Origin of the sequence: Pseudomonas asplenii (assembly GCF_900105475.1) — a bacterium.
Classification (GTDB): domain Bacteria; phylum Pseudomonadota; class Gammaproteobacteria; order Pseudomonadales; family Pseudomonadaceae; genus Aquipseudomonas; species Aquipseudomonas asplenii.
Map to the genome: position 1 here is coordinate 2211177 of NZ_LT629777.1, position 19013 is coordinate 2230189.

Below are 19013 nucleotides of genomic sequence, written 5' to 3' on the forward strand. Positions count from 1 at the left end.
GCTTGCCGGTGATTGCGTGGTGTATTCAGCAACGATGCTGGACTGATAAACCGCTTTCGCGGGCAAGCCCGCTCCTACAGGAGTCTTGTGTGGCTGTGCCCTTGTGCTCGACTCAGAACAGCTTGAGCGGCTCTTCATTCAAGGCTGCAATCTGCTCGCGCAAGGCAAGAACCTGGTCGCCCCAGTAGCGCTCACTGCCAAACCACGGGAAGCTGTGCGGAAAGGCCGGGTCGTCCCAGCGCCGTGCCAGCCAGGCGCTGTAGTGCATCAGGCGCAGGGCTCGCAGGGGTTCGATCAGGGCCAGTTCGCACGGGTTGAAATCGTGGAATTCGCTGTAGCCCTCGATCAGTTCCGAGAGTTGCCCGAGACGTTCCTGGCGGTCACCGGCCAGCATCATCCACAGGTCCTGCACGGCTGGGCCCATACGGCAGTCGTCGAGGTCAACGATGTGGAATACCTCGTCGCGACACATCATGTTGCCGGGGTGGCAGTCGCCGTGCATGCGGATGTTCTGGTGCGGGGTTTCGCCGTAGATCCGTTCTACGTGCTTGAGCAGGTCGCGGGCTACCGATTCGTAGGCCGGCAACAGGCTGCGCGGGATGAAATTGCCGTCGAGCAGGGTGGCCAGGGAATCATGGCCGAAGTTCTTCACGCCGAGGGCTTCGCGGTGCTCGAATGGCCGGGTCGCGCCGACGGCGTGCAGACGGCCCAGTAGCTGGCCGAGGCGGTAGAGCTGGTCGAGATTGCCTGGCTCCGGGGCACGTCCGCCACGCCGGGGGAACAGCGCGAAGCGAAAGCCCTTGTGTTCGAACAGGCTTTCGCCATTGTGCTGCAGCGGCGCGACCACCGGTACTTCGCAGTCGGCCAGTTCGAAGGTGTAGCGGTGTTCTTCGAGGATGGCCTCGTTGGTCCAGCGCTGGGGACGATAGAACTTGGCGATCAGCGGTTCGCTGTCTTCGATGCCCACCTGGTAGACGCGGTTTTCGTAGCTGTTGAGCGCCAGTACGCGAGCATCGCTGAGAAAACCCAGGCTCTCCACGGCATCGAGGACCAGATCGGGGGTCAGTGTTTCAAACGGATGGGACATACTGGCTCCTGCGGGCGGCAGGCGGCCGCGTTCGGCCAAGCATGTTAGCGCACCGGGGCCAAGAAAGGTGATGGACTCCTGTGGCGAGCGCGCTTGTTGGTGCACCGTCGGTGGCGAGCGGGCTTGCCCGCGCTGGGGCGCGACGCGCCCCCGAAACCGGCTGGCCAAGTCTGGCAGGTAGACTCCGCTGGCCGATTTTACGGCTGCCTTGCCGCCGAGCGCGGCGGTGCGGCGTCCCGACAAGCCCGCTCACCAGAGGGGACGTCAGGCGCCGATGATCCCGCCGTCCTCGCGCCGAATTGCCATCACCGATGAGCGCGGCTTGCCATTGGGCAGGTGCTCGGGGAAGGTCGATCCGCCGGTTTCGCCCGGATGCTGAATCCCCACGAACAGGGTCTTCTGGTCTGGCGAGAAGCTGATCCCGGTGACTTCACACGCCACCGGCCCGACCATGAACCGGCGGATCTCGCCGCTCGCCGGATCGGCGCAGAGCATCTGGTTGTTGCCCATGCCGGCGAAGTCGCCCGCATTGCTGTAGTCGCCATCGGTGAGAATCCACAGCCGCCCGGCCTTGTCGAAACCCAGCCCGTCGGGGCTGTTGAACATGTTCTGCGGGTTGATGTTCGACGAGCCGCCCTTGGGCGTTCCGGCATGCACACCCGGGTTGCCGGCGACCACGAACAGGTCCCACTCGAAGGTGTGGGCGCCGTGATCGTTGCTGGCGGCGTGCCAGCGCAGGATTTGCCCGTAGACATTCTTCTCCCGTGGATTCGGGCCGCCCACCGGCTGGCCGTCTTCGCCGCGCTTGGCGTTGTTGGTCAGGGTGCAATAGACTTGGCCGTCGATGGGGCTGACGACGATCCACTCGGGGCGGTCCATGCGCGTGGCCTTGACCACGCTGGCCGCCAGGCGGGCATGAATCAGCACTTCGGCCTGGCTGGCAAAGCCGCTGTCGGCGTTGATGCCATGTTTGCCGAAACTCAGCTCGACCCACTCGCCCGCGCCCTTGGGCCGGTCCGGGTTGCCGTCGCCGTTGTCGAAGCGCGCCACATACAAGGTGCCGTGATCGAGCAGGTCGCGGTTGGCCTTGGGGTTCTTGTGGTTGATCTTGTCGCGGCTGATGAATTTGTAGATGAACTCGCCGCGCTCGTCGTCGCCCATGTAGACCACTGCGCGACCGTCGCGGGTTTCGGCCAGGGCAGCGTTCTCGTGCTTGAAGCGGCCAAGGGCGGTGCGCTTGACCGGCGTGGACTGCGGGTCGAACGGATCGATCTCCACCACCCAGCCATGGCGATTCAACTCGTTGGGGTTCAGTGCCAGGTCGAAGCGCGGGTCGTGGACGTGCCAGCCGATCTCCTTGCTGGTAGCGACCACGCCATAACGCTTCTGCGCGGCATCGAACTTCTGTTCGGCATTGCTGCTGCCGAAGCAGTCGGTGAAGTTCTCTTCACAGGTCAGGTAGGTGCCCCAGGGCGTCTTGCCATTGGCACAGTTCTGGAAGGTGCCGAGCACCTTGCGGCCCTGCTTGTCGGCGCGGGTCTGCAGCCAGGGGTGACCGGCTGCCGGACCGCCGATGCGGATCGGCGTGTTGCCGTGGATGCGTCGGTTGTAGGGTGAACCCTGGACGAAGTGCCACTGATCGTCCTTGCGCTGGATCTCGATCACCGAGACGCCTTCGCTGGCCTGAGCCTTGTGCACATCTTCGAGCGATTGCGGCTGGCCGCCGTGGGCGAACAGGTAGCGGTAGTTGGTGTATTCGTTGTTGATCGCCATCAGCGCGCGGTTGTCGTCGCCGGGGAACGGGAACAGGCTCATGCCGTCATTGTTGTCGCCGAACTGGACTTCCTGGGCCTTGGCGGTGCCGTTGCCGCTCGGGTCGAAGGCCGGGCCGTTCTTCTCCAGCGGCTGGCCCCAACTGATCAGCACCGAACTGGTGTAGCCGGGTGGCAGGCTCAGGCTGTCGCTGGTGGCGGCGGCGATGCTGTCGAAGCCCAGCAGCTTGCCGGGAGGTGTGCCGGTGCTGGCGGCCATCACGCTGCGGGTCAACAGGTTGCCGCCGAGGAACAGTGCCGCGCCGCACAGGGCACCCGCACTGATGAAGCTGCGGCGGCTGAGGCCGACCATCTGCTCGAGGTCGGTGGATTGGTTTTCTTCTAATAGGCTCATCATCAGGCTCCCTGCGGTTAGGCAGTCACCTTAATCAGCGCGGATGACGGATTTGTTGCAGGAAAAAGTCGAAGTGTTTCGTCCACCACCCCCTTCTACAGAACGACACCTACCCCTGTAGGCGCGCGGCTTGCCCGCGAAAGCGTCAAAGTGGCGTACCGAGCAACACAAAGGACGGCGCAAACTGCGCCCGCACCGCGCTCCCGCCTGTCAAACCAAGGGCCGCGAGTTTTTCTGGAGCGCTCAGGGCACAAAGTGTCTGCCCGTTCGGCAGGGCAATCCTGACCTCGGATGGGCCGTTTTCGTCTTCCAGAATGTTCTCGACGATACCATCCAGATAATTGTGTCCAGGTGTTGCCGTGGTCTGCGGTGCGAGCAATTCCAGCCAACCGGCCTTGATCAGTGCGACCACCTGGGTGCCGATTTCGAGTTCCAGCCGCAAGGTGCTGTCGTGGGTGATTTGCGCCTGCAAGGCCAGGCCGGCCGGCAGTTCCAGGCGTACCCGATCATTGCGGCCGTGGCTGTCGATGCCGACCACGGTGCCATGCAACTGGTTGCGGGCGCTGGTGCGCAACATCAGGCGACCGAGCAGATCGAGATCGCCAGCGTCCTCGGCGGCTTCCAGCACCTGCGCCTGGATGATCTGCAGGCGCTGATACAGGCGCAACACCCGCTCGCCCTCGATCGACAGTTTCGCCCCACCGCCACCCTTGCCGCCGATGCTGCGCTCCACCAGCGGTTTTTGCGCGAGGTTGTTCAACTCGTCGATGGTGTCCCAGGCGGCCTTGTAACTCAGCCCCGCGCTTTTCGCTGCGCGGGTGATCGAGCCCTGTTCGGCGATGTGTTGCAGCAGGGCGATACGCTGCGGGCGACGGGCGATGTACTGGGTCAGCAGGACGGGCAGGGACATGGTCAGGCTTCGAACGGTGGCAATGCGCCCGAAGGTGCCCGCTGGCGCGGCGGGCGTCAAGCCGGCTCGCCGGGCTTGGGTGTACGCGCCAGGCAGTAGACATCGACCCGTCTGGCGCCGGCCCTGAGCAGCAGACGCGCCAGGCTTTCGGCTGTGGCGCCGGTGGTCAGTACGTCGTCGACCAGCGCCAGGTGCAGGCCCTCGACCGAGGCGCCGGAGGCCAGGGCAAAGGCGTTCCGCAGGTTGCGTCGGCGCGCCCTGGCGTCCAGTTCCTGTTGGGCGACAGTGTCCTGAATACGCAGCAAACGGTGTTCATCTACCGAAATCTGCAGGCATTTACCCAGCCAGTTCATCAGCATCGCGGCCTGGTTGTAGCCGCGCTGGCGTTGCCGTTTCACCGCCATGGGTACTGGCAGCAGCAGGTCCGGGCGGGGCAGGCCGTGGTCGAAACGTTCGCGCAGGGCCAGGGCCAGCAGTTCGCCCAGCAGGCGTCCCAGCGGCCACTGGCTCTGGTGCTTGAAGCGGGTGATCAGGCTGTCGACCGGGAAGTGGTAGGTCCAGGGCGCGATGACCTGTTCAAAGCTGGGCGGTTGTTTCAGGCATTGGCCACAGGTCAGGCCAGCCATCGGCAAGGGCAGGGCGCAGGTCTGGCAGTAGTCCAGCAGCCAGGGCAATTCGCTTTCGCAGGGAGAGCAGAGTGGATGGGGGTTGTCGCTGGGTTCGTCGCAGAGCAAACAGGTTTGGTTGCTTTTTGACCAGATGTAAACCTGTTGTTTGTCATGTGGTTGACAGTCCATGTCGCTTCCTTAAATATGCCGGCATCCGTGTCGTGGTCGTGGCTGTTGCCCGGTCACTTGCCCAGCATAAAACAAGGAACTCCAGCGATGAGTGCCAGCACTACCGCCACTTTGCGTCACGATTGGTCCCTGGCCGAGGTCAAGGCACTGTTCGAACAGCCGTTCAACGACCTGCTGTTCCAGGCCCAGACTGTGCATCGCGCGCATTTCGACGCCAACCGTGTGCAAGTGTCGACGCTGCTGTCGATCAAGACCGGCGCCTGCCCGGAGGACTGCAAGTACTGTCCGCAGTCCGGTCACTACAACACCGGTCTGGAAAAAGAGAAGCTGCTGGAAGTGCAGAAGGTGCTGGAGGAAGCCGCGCGGGCCAAGGCCATCGGCTCGACCCGTTTCTGCATGGGCGCGGCGTGGAAGCACCCATCGGCCAAGGACATGCCGTACGTGCTGCAGATGGTCAAGGGCGTCAAGGCCATGGGCCTGGAAACCTGCATGACCCTGGGGCGGCTCGACCAGGAACAGACTTCCGCGCTGGCCGAGGCTGGCCTGGACTACTACAACCACAACCTCGACACCTCGCCGGAGTTCTACGGCAACATCATTACCACTCGTACCTACGCCGAACGTCTGCAGACCCTGGCCTACGTGCGCGACGCCGGGATGAAGATCTGTTCCGGCGGCATCCTCGGCATGGGCGAATCGCTCGATGACCGTGCCGGTCTGCTGATCCAGCTGGCCAACCTGCTGGAACACCCGGAGTCGGTGCCGATCAACATGCTGGTGAAGGTCGCCGGTACGCCGCTGGAGAATGCCGAGGAAGTCGATCCGTTCGACTTCATCCGCATGCTGGCGGTGGCGCGGATTCTCATGCCCAAGTCCCATGTGCGCCTGTCGGCGGGCCGCGAGGCGATGAACGAGCAGATGCAGGCCCTGGCGTTCTTTGCCGGCGCCAACTCGATCTTCTACGGCGACAAGTTGCTGACCACCGCCAACCCGCAGGCCGACAAAGACATGCAACTGTTCGCGCGCCTGGGCATCCAGCCGGAAGCCCGCGAGGAACACGCCGACGAAGTGCACCAGGCGGCGATCGAGCAGGCGTTGGTGGAGCAGAAGAGCAGCGAGCAGTTTTATAACGCGGCGGTCTGACGGTACCGCTATTCCAAGAGAAACACTGCCAGATTCCTGGCACCACCGCCCCCCTGTAGGAACGGCCCGACGCTCGGTTGCCGCGAAGTCTTTAGCGATCTTGAGGACGCTTTCGCGGGCAACCGAGCGTCGGCCGGCCGCTCCTACAGGGGGCGGTAGTGTTCTTCAGATTGCATCTGCGAGGCGCCCATGTCCTTTGATCTGTCCGCACGCCTGGCTGCCCGTCGTGTCGAAAACCTCTACCGCCACAGGCCGCTGCTCGAAAGCCCCCAGGGGCCTGAAGTGGTGGTCGATGGCCAGTCGCTGCTGGCTTTCTGCAACAACGACTACCTTGGCCTGGCCAATCACCCGCAGGTGATCGAGGCCTGGCAGGCCGGCGCCGCGCGTTGGGGCGTGGGCGGTGGCGCGTCGCATCTGGTGATCGGTCACAGCGGTCCGCACCATGCGTTGGAAGAAGCTCTCGCCGACCTGAACGGGCGGCCTCGGGCGCTGCTGTTCAGCACCGGCTACATGGCCAACCTCGGCGCGGTCACGGCCTTGGTCGGGCAGGGTGACACGGTGCTGGAAGACCGCCTCAACCACGCCTCGCTGCTGGATGCCGGGCTGCTTTCGGGGGCGCGCTTCAATCGCTATCTGCACAACGATCCGAGCAGCCTCGCCAAACGCCTGGAAAAAGCCACCGGTAATACGCTGGTGGTCACCGATGGGGTGTTCAGCATGGATGGCGACATCGCCGACCTGCCGGCTCTGGCCCGTGAGACCCGTGCACGCGGGGCCTGGTTGATGGTCGATGATGCCCACGGTTTCGGCCCGCTGGGCGCCCATGGCGGCGGCATCGTCGAACACTTCGGCCTGAGCCAGGACGACGTGCCGGTGCTGGTCGGCACCCTCGGCAAGGCTTTTGGGACGGCGGGGGCGTTCGTCGCCGGCAGCGAAGAGCTGATCGAGACTCTGGTGCAGTTCGCCCGGCCTTATATCTACACCACCAGCCAGCCGCCGGCGCTGGCCTGCGCCACCTTGAAAAGCCTGGAACTGCTGCGCAGTGAGCATTGGCGCCGGGAGCACCTGAACACGCTGATCCGCCAGTTCCGCGCGGGCGCCGAGCAGATCGGCCTGCAATTGATGGACAGCTTCACGCCGATCCAGCCGATCCTGATCGGTGATGCCGGGCGGGCGCTGCGCTTCTCGCAATTGCTGCGCGAGCGTGGGTTGATGGTCACGGCCATTCGGCCGCCGACGGTGCCGGCTGGCAGTGCGCGGTTGCGGGTGACCCTGACGGCCGCCCACAGCGAGACGCAGGTGCAGCTATTGTTAGATGCGTTGGCAGAGTGTTCCAGATGGCTGGGGCCCCATGAGCCGTTGGAGCTACCTCATGCGTGATCGTCTGATTCTGTTACCCGGTTGGGGCCTTGGCATTTCGCCGTTGGAACCCTTGGCGGCGGCCTTGCGCGGGCTGAATGAACACCTGCGGGTGGAGATCGAACCGCTGCCGGACCTTGCCAGTGGCGAACTGGCGGAGTGGATCGAGGAACTGGACGCGACGCTGCCGGAAAACACCTGGCTGGGCGGCTGGTCGCTGGGCGGTATGCTCGCTTCGCAACTGGCGGCGCGCCGTGGCGATCGCTGCTGCGGGTTGTTGACGCTGGCGAGCAATCCACGTTTCGTGGCCGGTGCCGGCTGGTCCAGTGCCATGGCGAGCGAGACCTTCGAACAGTTCCTCGACGGCTGCCGCGAGCAGCCCCAGGCCACCCTCAAGCGTTTCGGCCTGCTGTGCGCTCAAGGTTCGGCTGACCCGCGCGGGCAATCGCGCCTGCTCTCGGGCGGGGCTCCGCGCAGCAGTGCCGAGGTGTTGCTGAGTGGGCTCCAGGTGCTGGCACAACTGGATACCCGCGAGGCCCTGCAAACCTATCGCGGGCCACAGTTGCACCTGTTTGCCGGGCTCGATGGCCTGGTGCCGGCCGAGGCGGCCCGTGAACTGCTGGCGTTGTTGCCGGATGTCGAAGTCGGCCTGATCGAACAGGCCGGCCATGCGTTTCTTCTGGATGACCCCCATGGAGTGGCCGGGGCTATCCAGGCCTTTTTGCACGAGTCTGGTGATGACTGATCTTTCCCATCCGCCGTTGCCGGGCAGCCTGCCCGACAAGCGCCAGGTTGCGGCCTCGTTTTCCCGGGCAGCCGCCAGTTACGACAGCGTTGCGCAGTTGCAGCGCGATGTCGGCGACGAACTGCTGCGGCGCCTGCCCACGCAGGGCAATCGGTCGCGCTGGCTCGATGTCGGTTGCGGTACCGGCTATTTCAGCCGGGCTTTGGGCGCACGCTTTGGTGAAGAGCAGGGCGTGGCGCTGGATATCGCCCAGGGCATGCTCGAGCACGCCCGTCCTCTGGGGGGCGCCAAGTACTTCGTCGCCGGTGATGCTGAGCGCCTGCCATTGCAGGCAGAGTGTTGCGACCTGGTGTTTTCCAGCCTGGCGGTGCAGTGGTGCGCCGACTTTGCCGCCGTGCTCGGCGAAGCTCGGCGGGTGCTGCGGCCCGGTGGGCTGATGGCGTTCGCCAGCCTGTGTGTCGGTACCCTGGATGAGCTGCGCGAAAGCTGGCGGGCGGTGGATGGCCGGGTGCACGTCAATCGCTTCCGTGGGTTTGCCGAGTACCAGCGGCTGTGCGCGGCCAGCGGCTTGCGTGTGCTGAGCCTGGAAAACCAGGCTCAAATACTGTTCTACCCGGACGTGCGCAGCCTGACCCACGAACTCAAGGCGCTGGGGGCACACAACCTCAACCCCGGGCGCCCGGGCGGATTGACCGGACGGGCGCGGGTGCTCGGCCTGATCGACGCCTATGAAGAGTTTCGCCAGGCGCAGGGGCTGCCGGCGACCTACCAAGTGGTCTATGCCGTGCTGGAGAAACCGCTATGAGTGCAGCCTATTTCATTGCCGGGACCGACACCGATGTCGGCAAGACCACCATCGCCGCAGGCCTTCTGCATGCGGCGCGGACCGCTGGGTTGAGTACGGCGGCCGGCAAGCCGGTGGCCTCCGGCTGCGAGGTCACGGCCAAGGGCCTGCGTAATGCCGACGCGCTGGCGCTGCTGGCCGAATGTTCGCTGTCGTTGTCCTACGCACAGGTCAATCCGGTGGCGCTTGAGCCGGCCATCGCCCCGCATCTGGCGGCGCGCGAAGCCGGCATCGCATTGACGGTGCAGGCACTGCTGGAGCCGATGCGCGAGATCCTCGCCCTGCAGGCCGATTTCACCCTGATCGAAGGGGCGGGCGGCTGGCGGGTACCCTTGGCGGACCAGGCCAATCTGTCGGACCTGGCCACTGGTCTGGGGCTGCCGGTGATCCTGGTGGTGGGCGTGCGCCTGGGCTGTATCAGTCATGCCTTGCTGAGCGCCGAAGCCATTGCCCGCGACGGTCTGCAACTGGCTGGCTGGGTGGCCAACATCATTGAACCGACGACCTCTCGTCTGGAAGAAAACCTCGCGACGCTGGCCGAACGCCTACCGGCACCGTGCCTGGGGCGGGTGCCCAGACTCAAGGCCGCCACTGCGCAGGCCGTGGCAGAGCACTTGCAACTGGATCTGCTGGATTGAGGCGCGGCAGGTGCTAGGTTTTGCCTATTACCGGGCATTGTGCCATTAGTGTTTTTGACGGGCGTTTTGGCCCGAGGTCTGCTTCAATGCAGGTGTAATCGTTTCGTACAGTCGAGTTCGCCCATGGAAATCTCAGGAAATACCGCTTTTTATGCCGGTCTGAGCACTATTCAGTCCGGGCAGAACCGTGTCGATCAGGCCGCCGGTCAGATCGCCAATACCACTGTCGAGCGTTCGCTGAAGAGCCAGTCCTCCGACTCTCAAGTCGAGCGCCTGCTGTCGCTGGATCGTAGCCAGCAGGACCTGTCGAACAGTCTGGCCGATTTGTCCCAGGGCAAGATGCAGGTCGAGTTGGGCACCAAGGTCGAGAAGGCCGCAGACAAGGCGCTTGGCACGCTGATCGACACCTACGCCTGATCGTTCGCGCGACGCCTGCCTGTCGGGCACTACTACGTTCGCTTCGTCTTGCGCGATGTTTCACACATCGCGCATCTCTCCTGTGTTTATTCTGTTTTACCGCGATAGCCGCTTTCAGTCCCATGCCGTGATCGGCCAGGGCCGCGCGGTAGATCATCTTCATCCCTCGACTATCCTTTCCTGTACCTGCCCTCAGGCTGCTGGCCTTGTCCTGTCTCTGTTGTCCTGCCCGGATGACCAATGGCTCATGAACGAGGCTTGACAAGGCATGGGCGCAAACGTATGTTTCAAACAACTGTTTGACCGGCGTGGCAAATCGACGCGGTCGCTTATTCCAGGTTTCATCAGCAGAGGTTTATCGCTATGCCTGACTACAAGGCCCCCTTGCGTGATATTCGCTTCGTTCGTGACGAACTGCTTGGCTACGAAGCGCACTATCAGAGCCTGCCGGCTTGCCAGGACGCTACCCCGGACATGGTTGACGCTATCCTCGAGGAAGGCGCCAAGTTCTGTGAGCAAGTCCTGGCACCGCTGAACCGTGTTGGTGATACCGAAGGCTGTACCTGGAGCGAGTCGGGTGTGAAGACCCCGAGCGGCTTCAAGGAAGCCTACAAGCAGTTCGTCGACGGCGGCTGGCCAAGCCTGGCCCACGACGTCGAGCACGGCGGCCAAGGCCTGCCGGAGTCGCTGGGCCTGGCGGTCAGCGAAATGGTCGGCGAGGCCAACTGGTCGTGGGGCATGTACCCTGGCCTGTCCCATGGCGCGATGAACACCATCTCCGAGCACGGCACCCCCGAGCAGCAAGAGGCTTATCTGACCAAACTGGTCTCCGGCGAGTGGACCGGCACCATGTGCCTGACCGAACCGCATTGCGGCACCGACCTGGGCATGCTGCGCACCAAGGCCGAGCCTCAGGCCGATGGTTCCTACAAGGTCAGCGGGACCAAGATCTTCATTTCGGCCGGTGAACACGACATGGCCGACAACATCGTCCACATCGTTCTGGCGCGTCTGCCGGATGCACCGGCTGGCACCAAGGGCATTTCGCTGTTCATCGTGCCCAAGTTCCTGCCGAACGCCGATGGCTCGGTCGGCCAGCGCAACGCGGTGTCCTGTGGTTCCATCGAACACAAGATGGGCATCCACGGCAACGCCACTTGCGTGATGAACTTCGACGGCGCCACCGGCTTCCTGATCGGCCCGGCGAACAAAGGCCTGAACTGCATGTTCACCTTCATGAACACCGCTCGCCTGGGGACCGCGCTGCAAGGCCTGGCCCACGCCGAGATCGGTTTCCAAGGTGGCCTGAAGTACGCTCGCGAGCGTCTGCAGATGCGTTCCCTGACTGGCCCGAAAGCGCCGGACAAGGCCGCTGACCCGATCATCGTGCACCCCGATGTGCGGCGCATGCTGCTGACCATGAAGGCCTTCGCCGAGGGTAACCGGGCGATGGTGTACTTCACCGCCAAGCAGGTGGACATCGTCAAGTACAGCCAGGACGAGGAAGAGAAGAAGAAGGCTGACGCACTGCTGGCGTTCATGACCCCGATCGCCAAGGCGTTCATGACCGAAGTCGGCTTCGAAGCCGCCAACCATGGCGTGCAGATCTACGGCGGCCACGGTTTCATCGCCGAGTGGGGCATGGAGCAGAACGTTCGCGACAGCCGTATCTCGATGCTGTACGAAGGCACCACCGGTATCCAGGCCCTCGACCTGCTGGGTCGCAAGGTGCTGATGACCCAGGGCGAAGCGCTGAAGGGCTTCACCAAGATCGTCCACAAGTTCTGCCAGAACAACGAAGGCAACGAAGCCGTCAGCGAGTTCGTTGCGCCGCTGGCCGCGTTGAACAAGGAGTGGGGCGAGCTGACCATGAAAGTGGGCATGGCGGCGATGAAGGACCGTGAGGAAGTCGGTGCCGCTTCGGTGGATTACCTGATGTACTCCGGCTACGCCTGCCTGGCCTATTTCTGGGCCGACATGGCGCGTGTGGCTGCCGAGAAACTGGCTGCAGGTACCACCGACGAGGCGTTCTACACCGCCAAGCTGCAGACCGCGCGCTTCTACTTCCAGCGCATCCTGCCACGCACCCGGACCTACGTGGCAACCATGCTGTCGGGCGCCAACAACCTGATGGACATGAAAGAAGAGCATTTCAGCCTGGGCTACTGAGTCCTGGCGAAGTGACACGCAGAAGCCGCTTCCCCTTTGGGGGAAGCGGCTTTTTCATGGGCGCTTTTCGGTGTTGTCGATTTATTGGCGTCAATCGTCAAAATTCCTGGCTAAAACCCTAAGAAGAAGCCGTCAGCTGCCGTTAAAGAGAGAGCATTCGTGATCTGTGTCACTTTCTTTGTACTTTCCATGGGCAAATCAAGGCACAATGCCATCAATTGAGCCCGTCGGTCGGAGCTTTACCCTTGTCGCGTTCTTCCGCTGAACATGCCAGCCACTTTTTACCTTCCGCCCTGTTGTTGCTGGCGGGGCTTGCGGCAGCCTACGTCAAGGACCTCAACGTTTTCTTCACCTCACTGTTCAATGTCCTGCCGACCCTGGTGTTGCTGCTGGGTGGCTCGTATTGCGCGGTCTATCGCCGTCAGCGCGAACTGTTCCTGATGATCACGGTGTACATCTCCTACTTCCTGCTTTCCACACAGGCGGATTTCTACCGTGACCACGGCAAGGTCCGAGAGGATGCTGCGGTAGTTTTCCATCTTGTCTGTCTGCTGCTGCCCCTGCTGTTTGGGGTCTTTGCCGCCTGGCAGGAACGAACTCACCTGTTCCAGGACATGGTGGCGCGGTTTGCCGTGCTGCTGGCGGTGGGCGGCGTGGCCCTGGGCCTGGAACAGAGTTACCCGCAGGCCTTGCTCGACTGGCTGGCGGAGATCCGCTGGCCGGCGTTGCATGGTTCCTGGATGAGCCTGATCCAGCTGTCCTATCCGGTCTTCTTCGCCACCTTCCTGCTGTTGGCGGTCCAGTACTGGCGTCATCCACGGCCGCTGCATGCGGCGCAGTTGATCGGCCTGCTGGGCTTGTTCTGGATGTTGCCGATGACTTTCATCCTGCCCTTCACCCTGAACATCATGTGCAGCCAGGTGATGCTGATGATCGCTGCGGCGGTGGCCCACGAGGCTTATCAGATGGCGTTCCGCGACGAGCTGACCGGCTTGCCGGGCCGTCGCGCGCTCAACGAGCGGATGCAGCGGCTAGGTCGCAGCTATGTCCTGGCGATGACCGACGTCGACCACTTCAAGAAATTCAACGACACCCATGGTCACGATGTGGGTGATCAGGTGTTGCGCCTGGTGGCCAGCAAACTGGCAAAAGTCAGCGGCGGCGGACGGGCCTATCGCTACGGTGGCGAGGAGTTCGCGGTGGTGTTCGCCGGCAAGAGCCTGGAGGAATGCATGCCGCACCTGGAGGTGATCCGCGAGGTCATCGCCAACTACAGCATCCACCTGCGCAACCCGGACAATCGCCCGCAGGATGACCAGCAAGGCCGGCAGCGCCGCGCCGGCAGCGCGGCGACCAGCGTGTCGGTGACCATCAGTATCGGCGTGGCCGAGCGTCAGCCGGACCAGCGTACCGCTGAGGAAGTCCTCAAGTCCGCCGACCAGGCGCTTTACGCCGCCAAGGGTGCCGGGCGCAACTGTGTGATCGCCGCCGGACAGACCGCCAAGCGTGGCGCCGTGCGTACCGGCGAGGCCGTGGGCTGAGTGATGGTGGGGCATTCAGCGGCTGGACTGTGATTGCCCCCGGGTGTGAGCCGACAGTAGCTTGAATCATCTGCTGCCGGAGAAACGACCATGCCTGAATACAAAGCCCCGCTGCGTGACATGCGCTTTCTGCTCGACCATGTTTTCGATTTCCACACCCACTACAAGCGCCTCGGTGCCAGCGAGGCCAGCCCGGATATGGTCGCTGCGATCCTGGACGAGGGCGCGAAATTCTGCGAGCAGGTGCTGGCACCGCTGAATCGCTCCGGTGATGAAGAAGGCTGCCATTTCGACAAGGGCGTGGTGACCACGCCCCAGGGTTTCAAGCAGGCCTTTGCCCAGTATGTCGAAGCTGGCTGGCATGGGTTGGCGGCCGATCCGCACTATGGCGGGCAGGGCCTGCCGCAGTCGCTGGGGTTGGTGATCAGTGAAATGATCGGCTCCAGCAACACTTCCTGGGGCATGTACCCTGGCCTGACCCACGGTGCCATGTCGGCGATCCACGCCCATGGCACCGAGCAACAGAAACAGACCTATCTGGGCAAGCTGACCGCCGGCGAGTGGACCGGCACCATGTGCCTGACCGAAGCCCATTGCGGCACCGACCTGGGGCTGATCAAGACCCGCGCGGTGCCTCAGGCCGATGGCAGCTATGCGGTGTCCGGGAGCAAGATTTTCATCTCCGCCGGTGAGCACGACATGAGCGCCAACATCGTGCACCTGGTGCTGGCCAAGCTGCCGGATGCGCCGGCCGGTACCAAGGGCATCTCGTTGTTCATAGTGCCCAAGTTCCTGCCCGATGCGGCGGGCGAAGCGGGCGAGCGCAATGGGGTGAACTGTGGCTCCATCGAGCACAAGATGGGCATCAAGGCTTCGGCCACCTGCGTGCTGAACTTCGATGCGGCCAAGGGCTTTCTGATCGGCGAGGCGAACAAGGGCCTCAATTGCATGTTCACCATGATGAATCATGCCCGTCTGGGTACCGGCATGCAGGGCCTGTGCCTGGGCGAGACCAGCTTCCAGGGCGCGGTCCGCTATGCCAATGACCGTTTGCAGATGCGCGCGCTGACCGGCCCCAAGGCGCCGGACAAGGCGGCCGACCCGATCATCGTGCACCCGGATGTGCGGCGCATGCTGTTGACCATGAAGGCGTTCAACGAGGGCAACCGGGCACTGACCTATTTCACCGCGCAGTGGCTGGATATCGCCCATCGCGCCGAGCAACCCGAGCAGCGCCAGGAGGCCGAGGATCTGCTGGCCTTCCTGACCCCGATCTGCAAGGCCTTCATGACCGAGACCGGGCTGGAGGTGACCAACCATGGTATGCAGGTATTCGGCGGCCACGGCTTCATTCGCGAGTGGGGCATGGAGCAACTGGTGCGTGATTGCCGGATTGCGCCGATCTACGAGGGGACCAATGGCATCCAGGCGCTCGACCTGCTGGGGCGCAAGGTGCTCGGCAGCCAGGGCAAGCTGTTGCGCGGCTTCACGCGGATCGTGCACAAGTTCTGCGAAGCCAACGCCGGGCATGCGCAGTTGGGCGGTTATGTAGCGCAACTCGATCAGCTCAACCGGGAGTGGGGCGAGTTGACGATGCAGGTTGGCAAGGCGGCCATGCAGAACCCTGACGAAGTGGGGGCGGCGGCAGTGGATTACCTGATGTACAGCGGCTATATCGTCCTGGCCTACCTGTGGCTGCGCATGGCGCTGGTGGCCCAGGCGCAGTGGGCGGACGGCAGTGGTGAGGCGGATTATTGCCAAGGCAAGCTGGCGACCTGCGAGTTCTACTTCAAGCGCTTGCTGCCGCGCACGGCCAGTCATCGGGCGGCTGTGGAGGCGGGGAGCGAGAGCTTGATGCGGTTGCCGGCGGATCTGTTTGCCCTGTAGTGGATGTGTGAGGCTTGCAGAACCTCTTCGCGGGCTTGCCCGCGAAGAGGCCAGAACATCCACCGCAACAATCCTTTCATCGTCATGTGACTAAAAATAACAAAAACGTCACGTGATGACCCTATGTGTCTGAAAAGTTGTTCAGGTACACTCAAGCCTTCGGAAATCGGCCCCGCGCGGGCCATATCGTTCTAGATCCTGCGAGGTTTGCCATGGCTGACTACAAAGCGCCCCTGCGCGATATGCGCTTCGTCCTCAATGAAGTCTTCGAGGTTGCCAACCTCTGGGCCCAGTTGCCTGCCCTGGCCGAGACCGTCGATGCAGAAACCGTCGAGGCGATCCTGGAGGAAGCCGGCAAGGTCACTGCCAGGAGCATCGCGCCCCTGAGTCGCTCGGGCGATGAGGAAGGCTGCCGCTGGGACAATGGCTCGGTCAAAACGCCCAACGGTTTCCCACAGGCCTACCAGACTTATGCCGAAGGCGGCTGGGTCGGTGTCGGCGGCGACCCGGCTTTCGGTGGCATGGGCATGCCCAAGGCTGTGTCGGCCCAGGTCGAGGAGATGATCAACTCGGCCAGTCTCGCCTTTGGCCTGTACCCGATGCTGACGTCCGGCGCCTGCGTCTTGATCAACACCCACGCCAGCGAAGCACTCAAGGCGACTTACCTGCCGAACATGTACGCCGGTACCTGGGCCGGCTCCATGTGCCTGACCGAACCCCACGCCGGTACCGACCTGGGGATCATTCGGACCAAAGCCGAGCCCCAGGCGGACGGTTCCTACAAGATCAGCGGGACCAAGATCTTCATCACCGGCGGCGAGCACGACCTGACCGAGAACATCATTCACCTGGTGCTCGCCAAGCTGCCGGATGCACCGGCTGGCCCGAAAGGCATCTCGCTGTTCCTGGTCCCCAAGTTTCTGGTCAACGCCGATGGCAGCCTGGGCGCGCGCAACCTGGTGAGCTGCGGCTCGATCGAACACAAGATGGGCATCCAGGCGTCGGCGACCTGCGTGATGAACTTCGACGAGGCTGTCGGTTATCTGGTGGGCGAGCCGAACAAGGGCCTGGCGGCGATGTTCACCATGATGAACTACGAACGTCTGGGCGTGGGTATCCAGGGCCTGGCTTCCGGCGAACGCTCCTACCAGAACGCCATCGAATATGCCCGCGATCGCCTGCAGAGCCGTTCGCCGACCGGCCCCAAGGCCAAGGACAAGGCTGCCGACCCGATCATCGTGCATCCCGATGTGCGGCGCATGCTGCTGACCATGAAGGCGGCGAACGAAGGCGGTCGGGCGTTCTCCACCTATGTGGCGATGCAACTCGACACCGCCAAGTTCAGTGAAGACGCCGCGACCCGCCAGCGTGCCGATGAGCTGGTGGCCTTGCTGACGCCGGTGGCCAAGGCGTTCCTCACCGACCTGGGTCTGGAAACCACGGTGCACGGCCAGCAGGTTTTCGGCGGTCACGGTTATGTGCGCGAGTGGGGCCAGGAGCAACTGGTGCGTGACGTGCGTATCACCCAGATCTACGAAGGCACCAACGGCATCCAGGCACTGGACCTGGTGGGGCGCAAGATCGTCGGCAGCGGCGGCGCCTACTACCGGCTGTTTGCCGAGGAAATGCGTCACTTCATCGACACTGCCGGTGCAGACCTTGCCGAATTCACTCGGCCCCTGGCTGCGGCGGTGGATAACCTCGACGAATTGACCGCCTGGGTGCTGGACCGCTCCAAGACCAATCCGAACGAAATCGGTGCGGCATCCGTCGAATACCTGCATGCCTTCGGTTACACCGCCTATGCCTACATGTGGGCGCTGATGGCCAGGGCAGCCCAGGGCAAGGAGAAGGAAGAGACGTTCTATGCGAGCAAGATGGGCACCGCACGGTTCTATTTCGCACGTCTGCTGCCGCGTATTCACTCGCTGACAGCGTCGGTTAAAGCGGGGAGCGAGTCGCTGTTCCTGCTCGATGCCGAGCAGTTTTGAGGTCCAGTCTGATATGTAAGCATTTGCTTACATAACGCGCTGCTGTTTGCCCATATCGCTCAATTGGATCCAGCAGTAATCTACATACCAAGGACGTCGAGCAGGAAGCTCAAAGTAAAACAAGGACACGTAGGATTCTGCCAGGATGGTGGAGCGAAATGGATGTCAGGGAAACAGTCTGCAAAGCCCCGCTTCGGCGGGGTTTTCTTTTGCCCGCGAAAAAGTGTTCCTCAGCTCAGGCCTTCGAGCCCCGCAGCGCCCGGCAGATGTTCGACCGGGCTGTGCATCACGTCTTCCAGCAGCCCCCGCAGCAGTTTCAGTGAAGCCTGCTGGCGTTGCACATCGCGACACACCAGCCCTACCCGCAGGGGTACGCGCGGTTCGGTCAGCGGTTTCCACAGCAGTGCCTGATCAGCGTGTTCGTCCCGCGAGCGCCCCGGCAGTACGGTCGCCAGACGGGTATGGGGCAAGCTGTCGAGAATACCCACCATGTTGTTCAATTCGGCCTGCACCTGCGGGCGTCGGCCCAGGTTGGCCAGTTGCGCCTGCCAGATCTGTCGGACCTGGAACTCTTCGCCTAGCAACAACATGGGCAGTTCTGCCGCCTGGCTGACGGAGACCTTCTTGAATTCGCGCAATGGATGGTCATTGGGGATTACCAGTTGCAGTTCGTCTTCGTACAGCGGCAGGCCGTGCAACCCCGGTTGGCGTGGTGGTAGATAACTGATACCGATATCCAGCGAGCCATTGAGCAGCCGCCGTTCGATCTCCATACCCGTCAATTCGTAGATCTGCACCACCAGGTGGGGATGAGCCTTGCGCACCCGTTCGAGCATCTGGGGTACCAGGCTGGTGTGCACGGTCTGCAGCACGCCGATGGCGATGGTGCGCAAGGCTTGTCCCTGGAAGTTGCGCAAGGCTTCGCGCGCCCGTTGCAGGCCGTCGAGCAGCGGCAGGGCATGATTGTACAGCGTGTGCGCGGCCAGGGTTGGCAGCAGGCGCTTGCTGCTGCGTTCGAACAGGCTCACGTCGAGGTTGTGTTCCAGGTGGCGTATCTGTTGTGACAGGGCCGGCTGGGAGATCGACAACCGCTCTGCGGCGCGGCCGACATGGCCTTCTTCATACACCGCGACGAAATAACGCAGTTGCTTGAAATCCATAAGTAATACTTATCGAAAATGCTCGAAAAACGAAATGGCCGTGAATGCCCGGGGGCCCTAGTCTAACCCCAATCCAATGGGCTTACAGGGCCAGAGCGTGCGATGAATACCGTTTATGTGGATGGTGTTTACATAGGCAAGACAAAAAACCTCGGGCAG

At 63.0% G+C, this 19013-nt stretch carries 15 protein-coding genes; 10 read left to right on the top strand and 5 right to left on the bottom strand.

Annotated features, from left to right (window positions below):
- Positions 1–112: 112 nt before the first annotated feature.
- The 4 genes from BLU37_RS10030 to BLU37_RS10045 all read right to left on the bottom strand — a co-directional run bounded on the left by BLU37_RS10030 (position 113) and on the right by BLU37_RS10045 (position 4960).
- Complete coding sequence (locus BLU37_RS10030) at positions 113–1087, bottom strand: serine/threonine protein kinase (protein ID WP_090204511.1); 975 nt, start codon at positions 1085–1087, stop codon at positions 113–115.
- A gap of 264 nt (positions 1088–1351) precedes the next feature.
- Entirely contained in the window at positions 1352–3253 is a 1902-nt protein-coding gene (locus tag BLU37_RS10035; protein WP_090204513.1) for a PhoX family protein, read from the bottom strand.
- Positions 3254–3398: 145 nt separating this feature from the next.
- A complete protein-coding gene (locus tag BLU37_RS10040) occupies positions 3399–4163 on the bottom strand; it encodes a TOBE domain-containing protein (RefSeq protein ID WP_090210922.1) in 765 nt (254 codons plus the stop codon).
- A 56-nt stretch (positions 4164–4219) separates the two neighbouring features.
- On the bottom strand, positions 4220–4960 hold the full coding sequence (locus BLU37_RS10045; protein WP_090204515.1) for a ComF family protein: 741 nt from the start codon (positions 4958–4960) through the stop codon (positions 4220–4222).
- 87 nt (positions 4961–5047) lie between these two features.
- Between BLU37_RS10045 and bioB the strand changes: the two genes are divergently transcribed.
- From bioB to BLU37_RS10095, 10 genes are all read left to right on the top strand, one after another.
- Complete coding sequence (gene bioB, locus BLU37_RS10050; RefSeq protein ID WP_090204518.1) at positions 5048–6103, top strand: biotin synthase BioB; 1056 nt, start codon at positions 5048–5050, stop codon at positions 6101–6103.
- 189 nt (positions 6104–6292) lie between these two features.
- Entirely contained in the window at positions 6293–7483 is a 1191-nt protein-coding gene (gene bioF, locus BLU37_RS10055; RefSeq protein ID WP_090204521.1) for an 8-amino-7-oxononanoate synthase, read from the top strand.
- Positions 7476–8207, top strand: coding sequence for an alpha/beta fold hydrolase (locus BLU37_RS10060; RefSeq protein WP_090204525.1), 732 nt, complete (start codon positions 7476–7478; stop codon positions 8205–8207). Before bioF ends, BLU37_RS10060 begins: the two co-directional genes overlap by 8 nt.
- A complete protein-coding gene (gene bioC, locus BLU37_RS10065) occupies positions 8200–9012 on the top strand; it encodes a malonyl-ACP O-methyltransferase BioC (RefSeq protein ID WP_090204527.1) in 813 nt (270 codons plus the stop codon). Before BLU37_RS10060 ends, bioC begins: the two co-directional genes overlap by 8 nt.
- Positions 9009–9689: a dethiobiotin synthase gene (gene bioD, locus BLU37_RS10070; RefSeq protein WP_090204530.1), complete on the top strand. Its 681-nt coding sequence runs from the start codon at positions 9009–9011 to the stop codon at positions 9687–9689. Before bioC ends, bioD begins: the two co-directional genes overlap by 4 nt.
- Before the next feature lie 123 nt (positions 9690–9812).
- A complete protein-coding gene (locus BLU37_RS10075; protein WP_090204533.1) occupies positions 9813–10106 on the top strand; it encodes a pyrroloquinoline quinone biosynthesis protein PqqE in 294 nt (97 codons plus the stop codon).
- Positions 10107–10469: 363 nt separating this feature from the next.
- The gene (locus BLU37_RS10080; protein ID WP_010444218.1) at positions 10470–12275 is read left to right on the top strand and encodes a phenylacyl-CoA dehydrogenase; all 1806 of its coding nucleotides are present in this window, start codon (positions 10470–10472) and stop codon (positions 12273–12275) included.
- A gap of 245 nt (positions 12276–12520) precedes the next feature.
- Positions 12521–13816 carry a GGDEF domain-containing protein gene (locus BLU37_RS10085; protein WP_090204536.1) on the top strand — a complete coding sequence of 432 codons (1296 nt, stop codon included), beginning with the start codon at positions 12521–12523 and terminating at the stop codon, positions 13814–13816.
- 90 nt (positions 13817–13906) lie between these two features.
- Positions 13907–15703 (top strand): acyl-CoA dehydrogenase C-terminal domain-containing protein, encoded by a 1797-nt coding sequence (locus tag BLU37_RS10090; protein WP_090204538.1) that lies wholly within the window; start codon positions 13907–13909, stop codon positions 15701–15703.
- A gap of 212 nt (positions 15704–15915) precedes the next feature.
- Positions 15916–17694 (top strand): acyl-CoA dehydrogenase C-terminal domain-containing protein, encoded by a 1779-nt coding sequence (locus BLU37_RS10095; RefSeq protein WP_090204541.1) that lies wholly within the window; start codon positions 15916–15918, stop codon positions 17692–17694.
- 230 nt (positions 17695–17924) lie between these two features.
- Here BLU37_RS10095 and BLU37_RS10100 read toward each other — a convergent pair whose 3' ends face one another.
- Entirely contained in the window at positions 17925–18854 is a 930-nt protein-coding gene (locus tag BLU37_RS10100) for a LysR family transcriptional regulator (RefSeq protein ID WP_010444214.1), read from the bottom strand.
- Positions 18855–19013 lie beyond the last annotated feature (159 nt).

Coding starts and splice junctions, on each gene's coding strand:
- BLU37_RS10030 (WP_090204511.1), bottom strand. CDS start 1,087: ATGTCCCATCCGTTTGAAACACTGACCCCCGATCTGGTCCTCGATGCC.
- BLU37_RS10035 (WP_090204513.1), bottom strand. CDS start 3,253: ATGAGCCTATTAGAAGAAAACCAATCCACCGACCTCGAGCAGATGGTC.
- BLU37_RS10040 (WP_090210922.1), bottom strand. CDS start 4,163: ATGTCCCTGCCCGTCCTGCTGACCCAGTACATCGCCCGTCGCCCGCAG.
- BLU37_RS10045 (WP_090204515.1), bottom strand. CDS start 4,960: ATGGACTGTCAACCACATGACAAACAACAGGTTTACATCTGGTCAAAA.
- bioB (WP_090204518.1), top strand. CDS start 5,048: ATGAGTGCCAGCACTACCGCCACTTTGCGTCACGATTGGTCCCTGGCC.
- bioF (WP_090204521.1), top strand. CDS start 6,293: ATGTCCTTTGATCTGTCCGCACGCCTGGCTGCCCGTCGTGTCGAAAAC.
- BLU37_RS10060 (WP_090204525.1), top strand. CDS start 7,476: ATGCGTGATCGTCTGATTCTGTTACCCGGTTGGGGCCTTGGCATTTCG.
- bioC (WP_090204527.1), top strand. CDS start 8,200: ATGACTGATCTTTCCCATCCGCCGTTGCCGGGCAGCCTGCCCGACAAG.
- bioD (WP_090204530.1), top strand. CDS start 9,009: ATGAGTGCAGCCTATTTCATTGCCGGGACCGACACCGATGTCGGCAAG.
- BLU37_RS10075 (WP_090204533.1), top strand. CDS start 9,813: ATGGAAATCTCAGGAAATACCGCTTTTTATGCCGGTCTGAGCACTATT.
- BLU37_RS10080 (WP_010444218.1), top strand. CDS start 10,470: ATGCCTGACTACAAGGCCCCCTTGCGTGATATTCGCTTCGTTCGTGAC.
- BLU37_RS10090 (WP_090204538.1), top strand. CDS start 13,907: ATGCCTGAATACAAAGCCCCGCTGCGTGACATGCGCTTTCTGCTCGAC.
- BLU37_RS10095 (WP_090204541.1), top strand. CDS start 15,916: ATGGCTGACTACAAAGCGCCCCTGCGCGATATGCGCTTCGTCCTCAAT.
- BLU37_RS10100 (WP_010444214.1), bottom strand. CDS start 18,854: ATGGATTTCAAGCAACTGCGTTATTTCGTCGCGGTGTATGAAGAAGGC.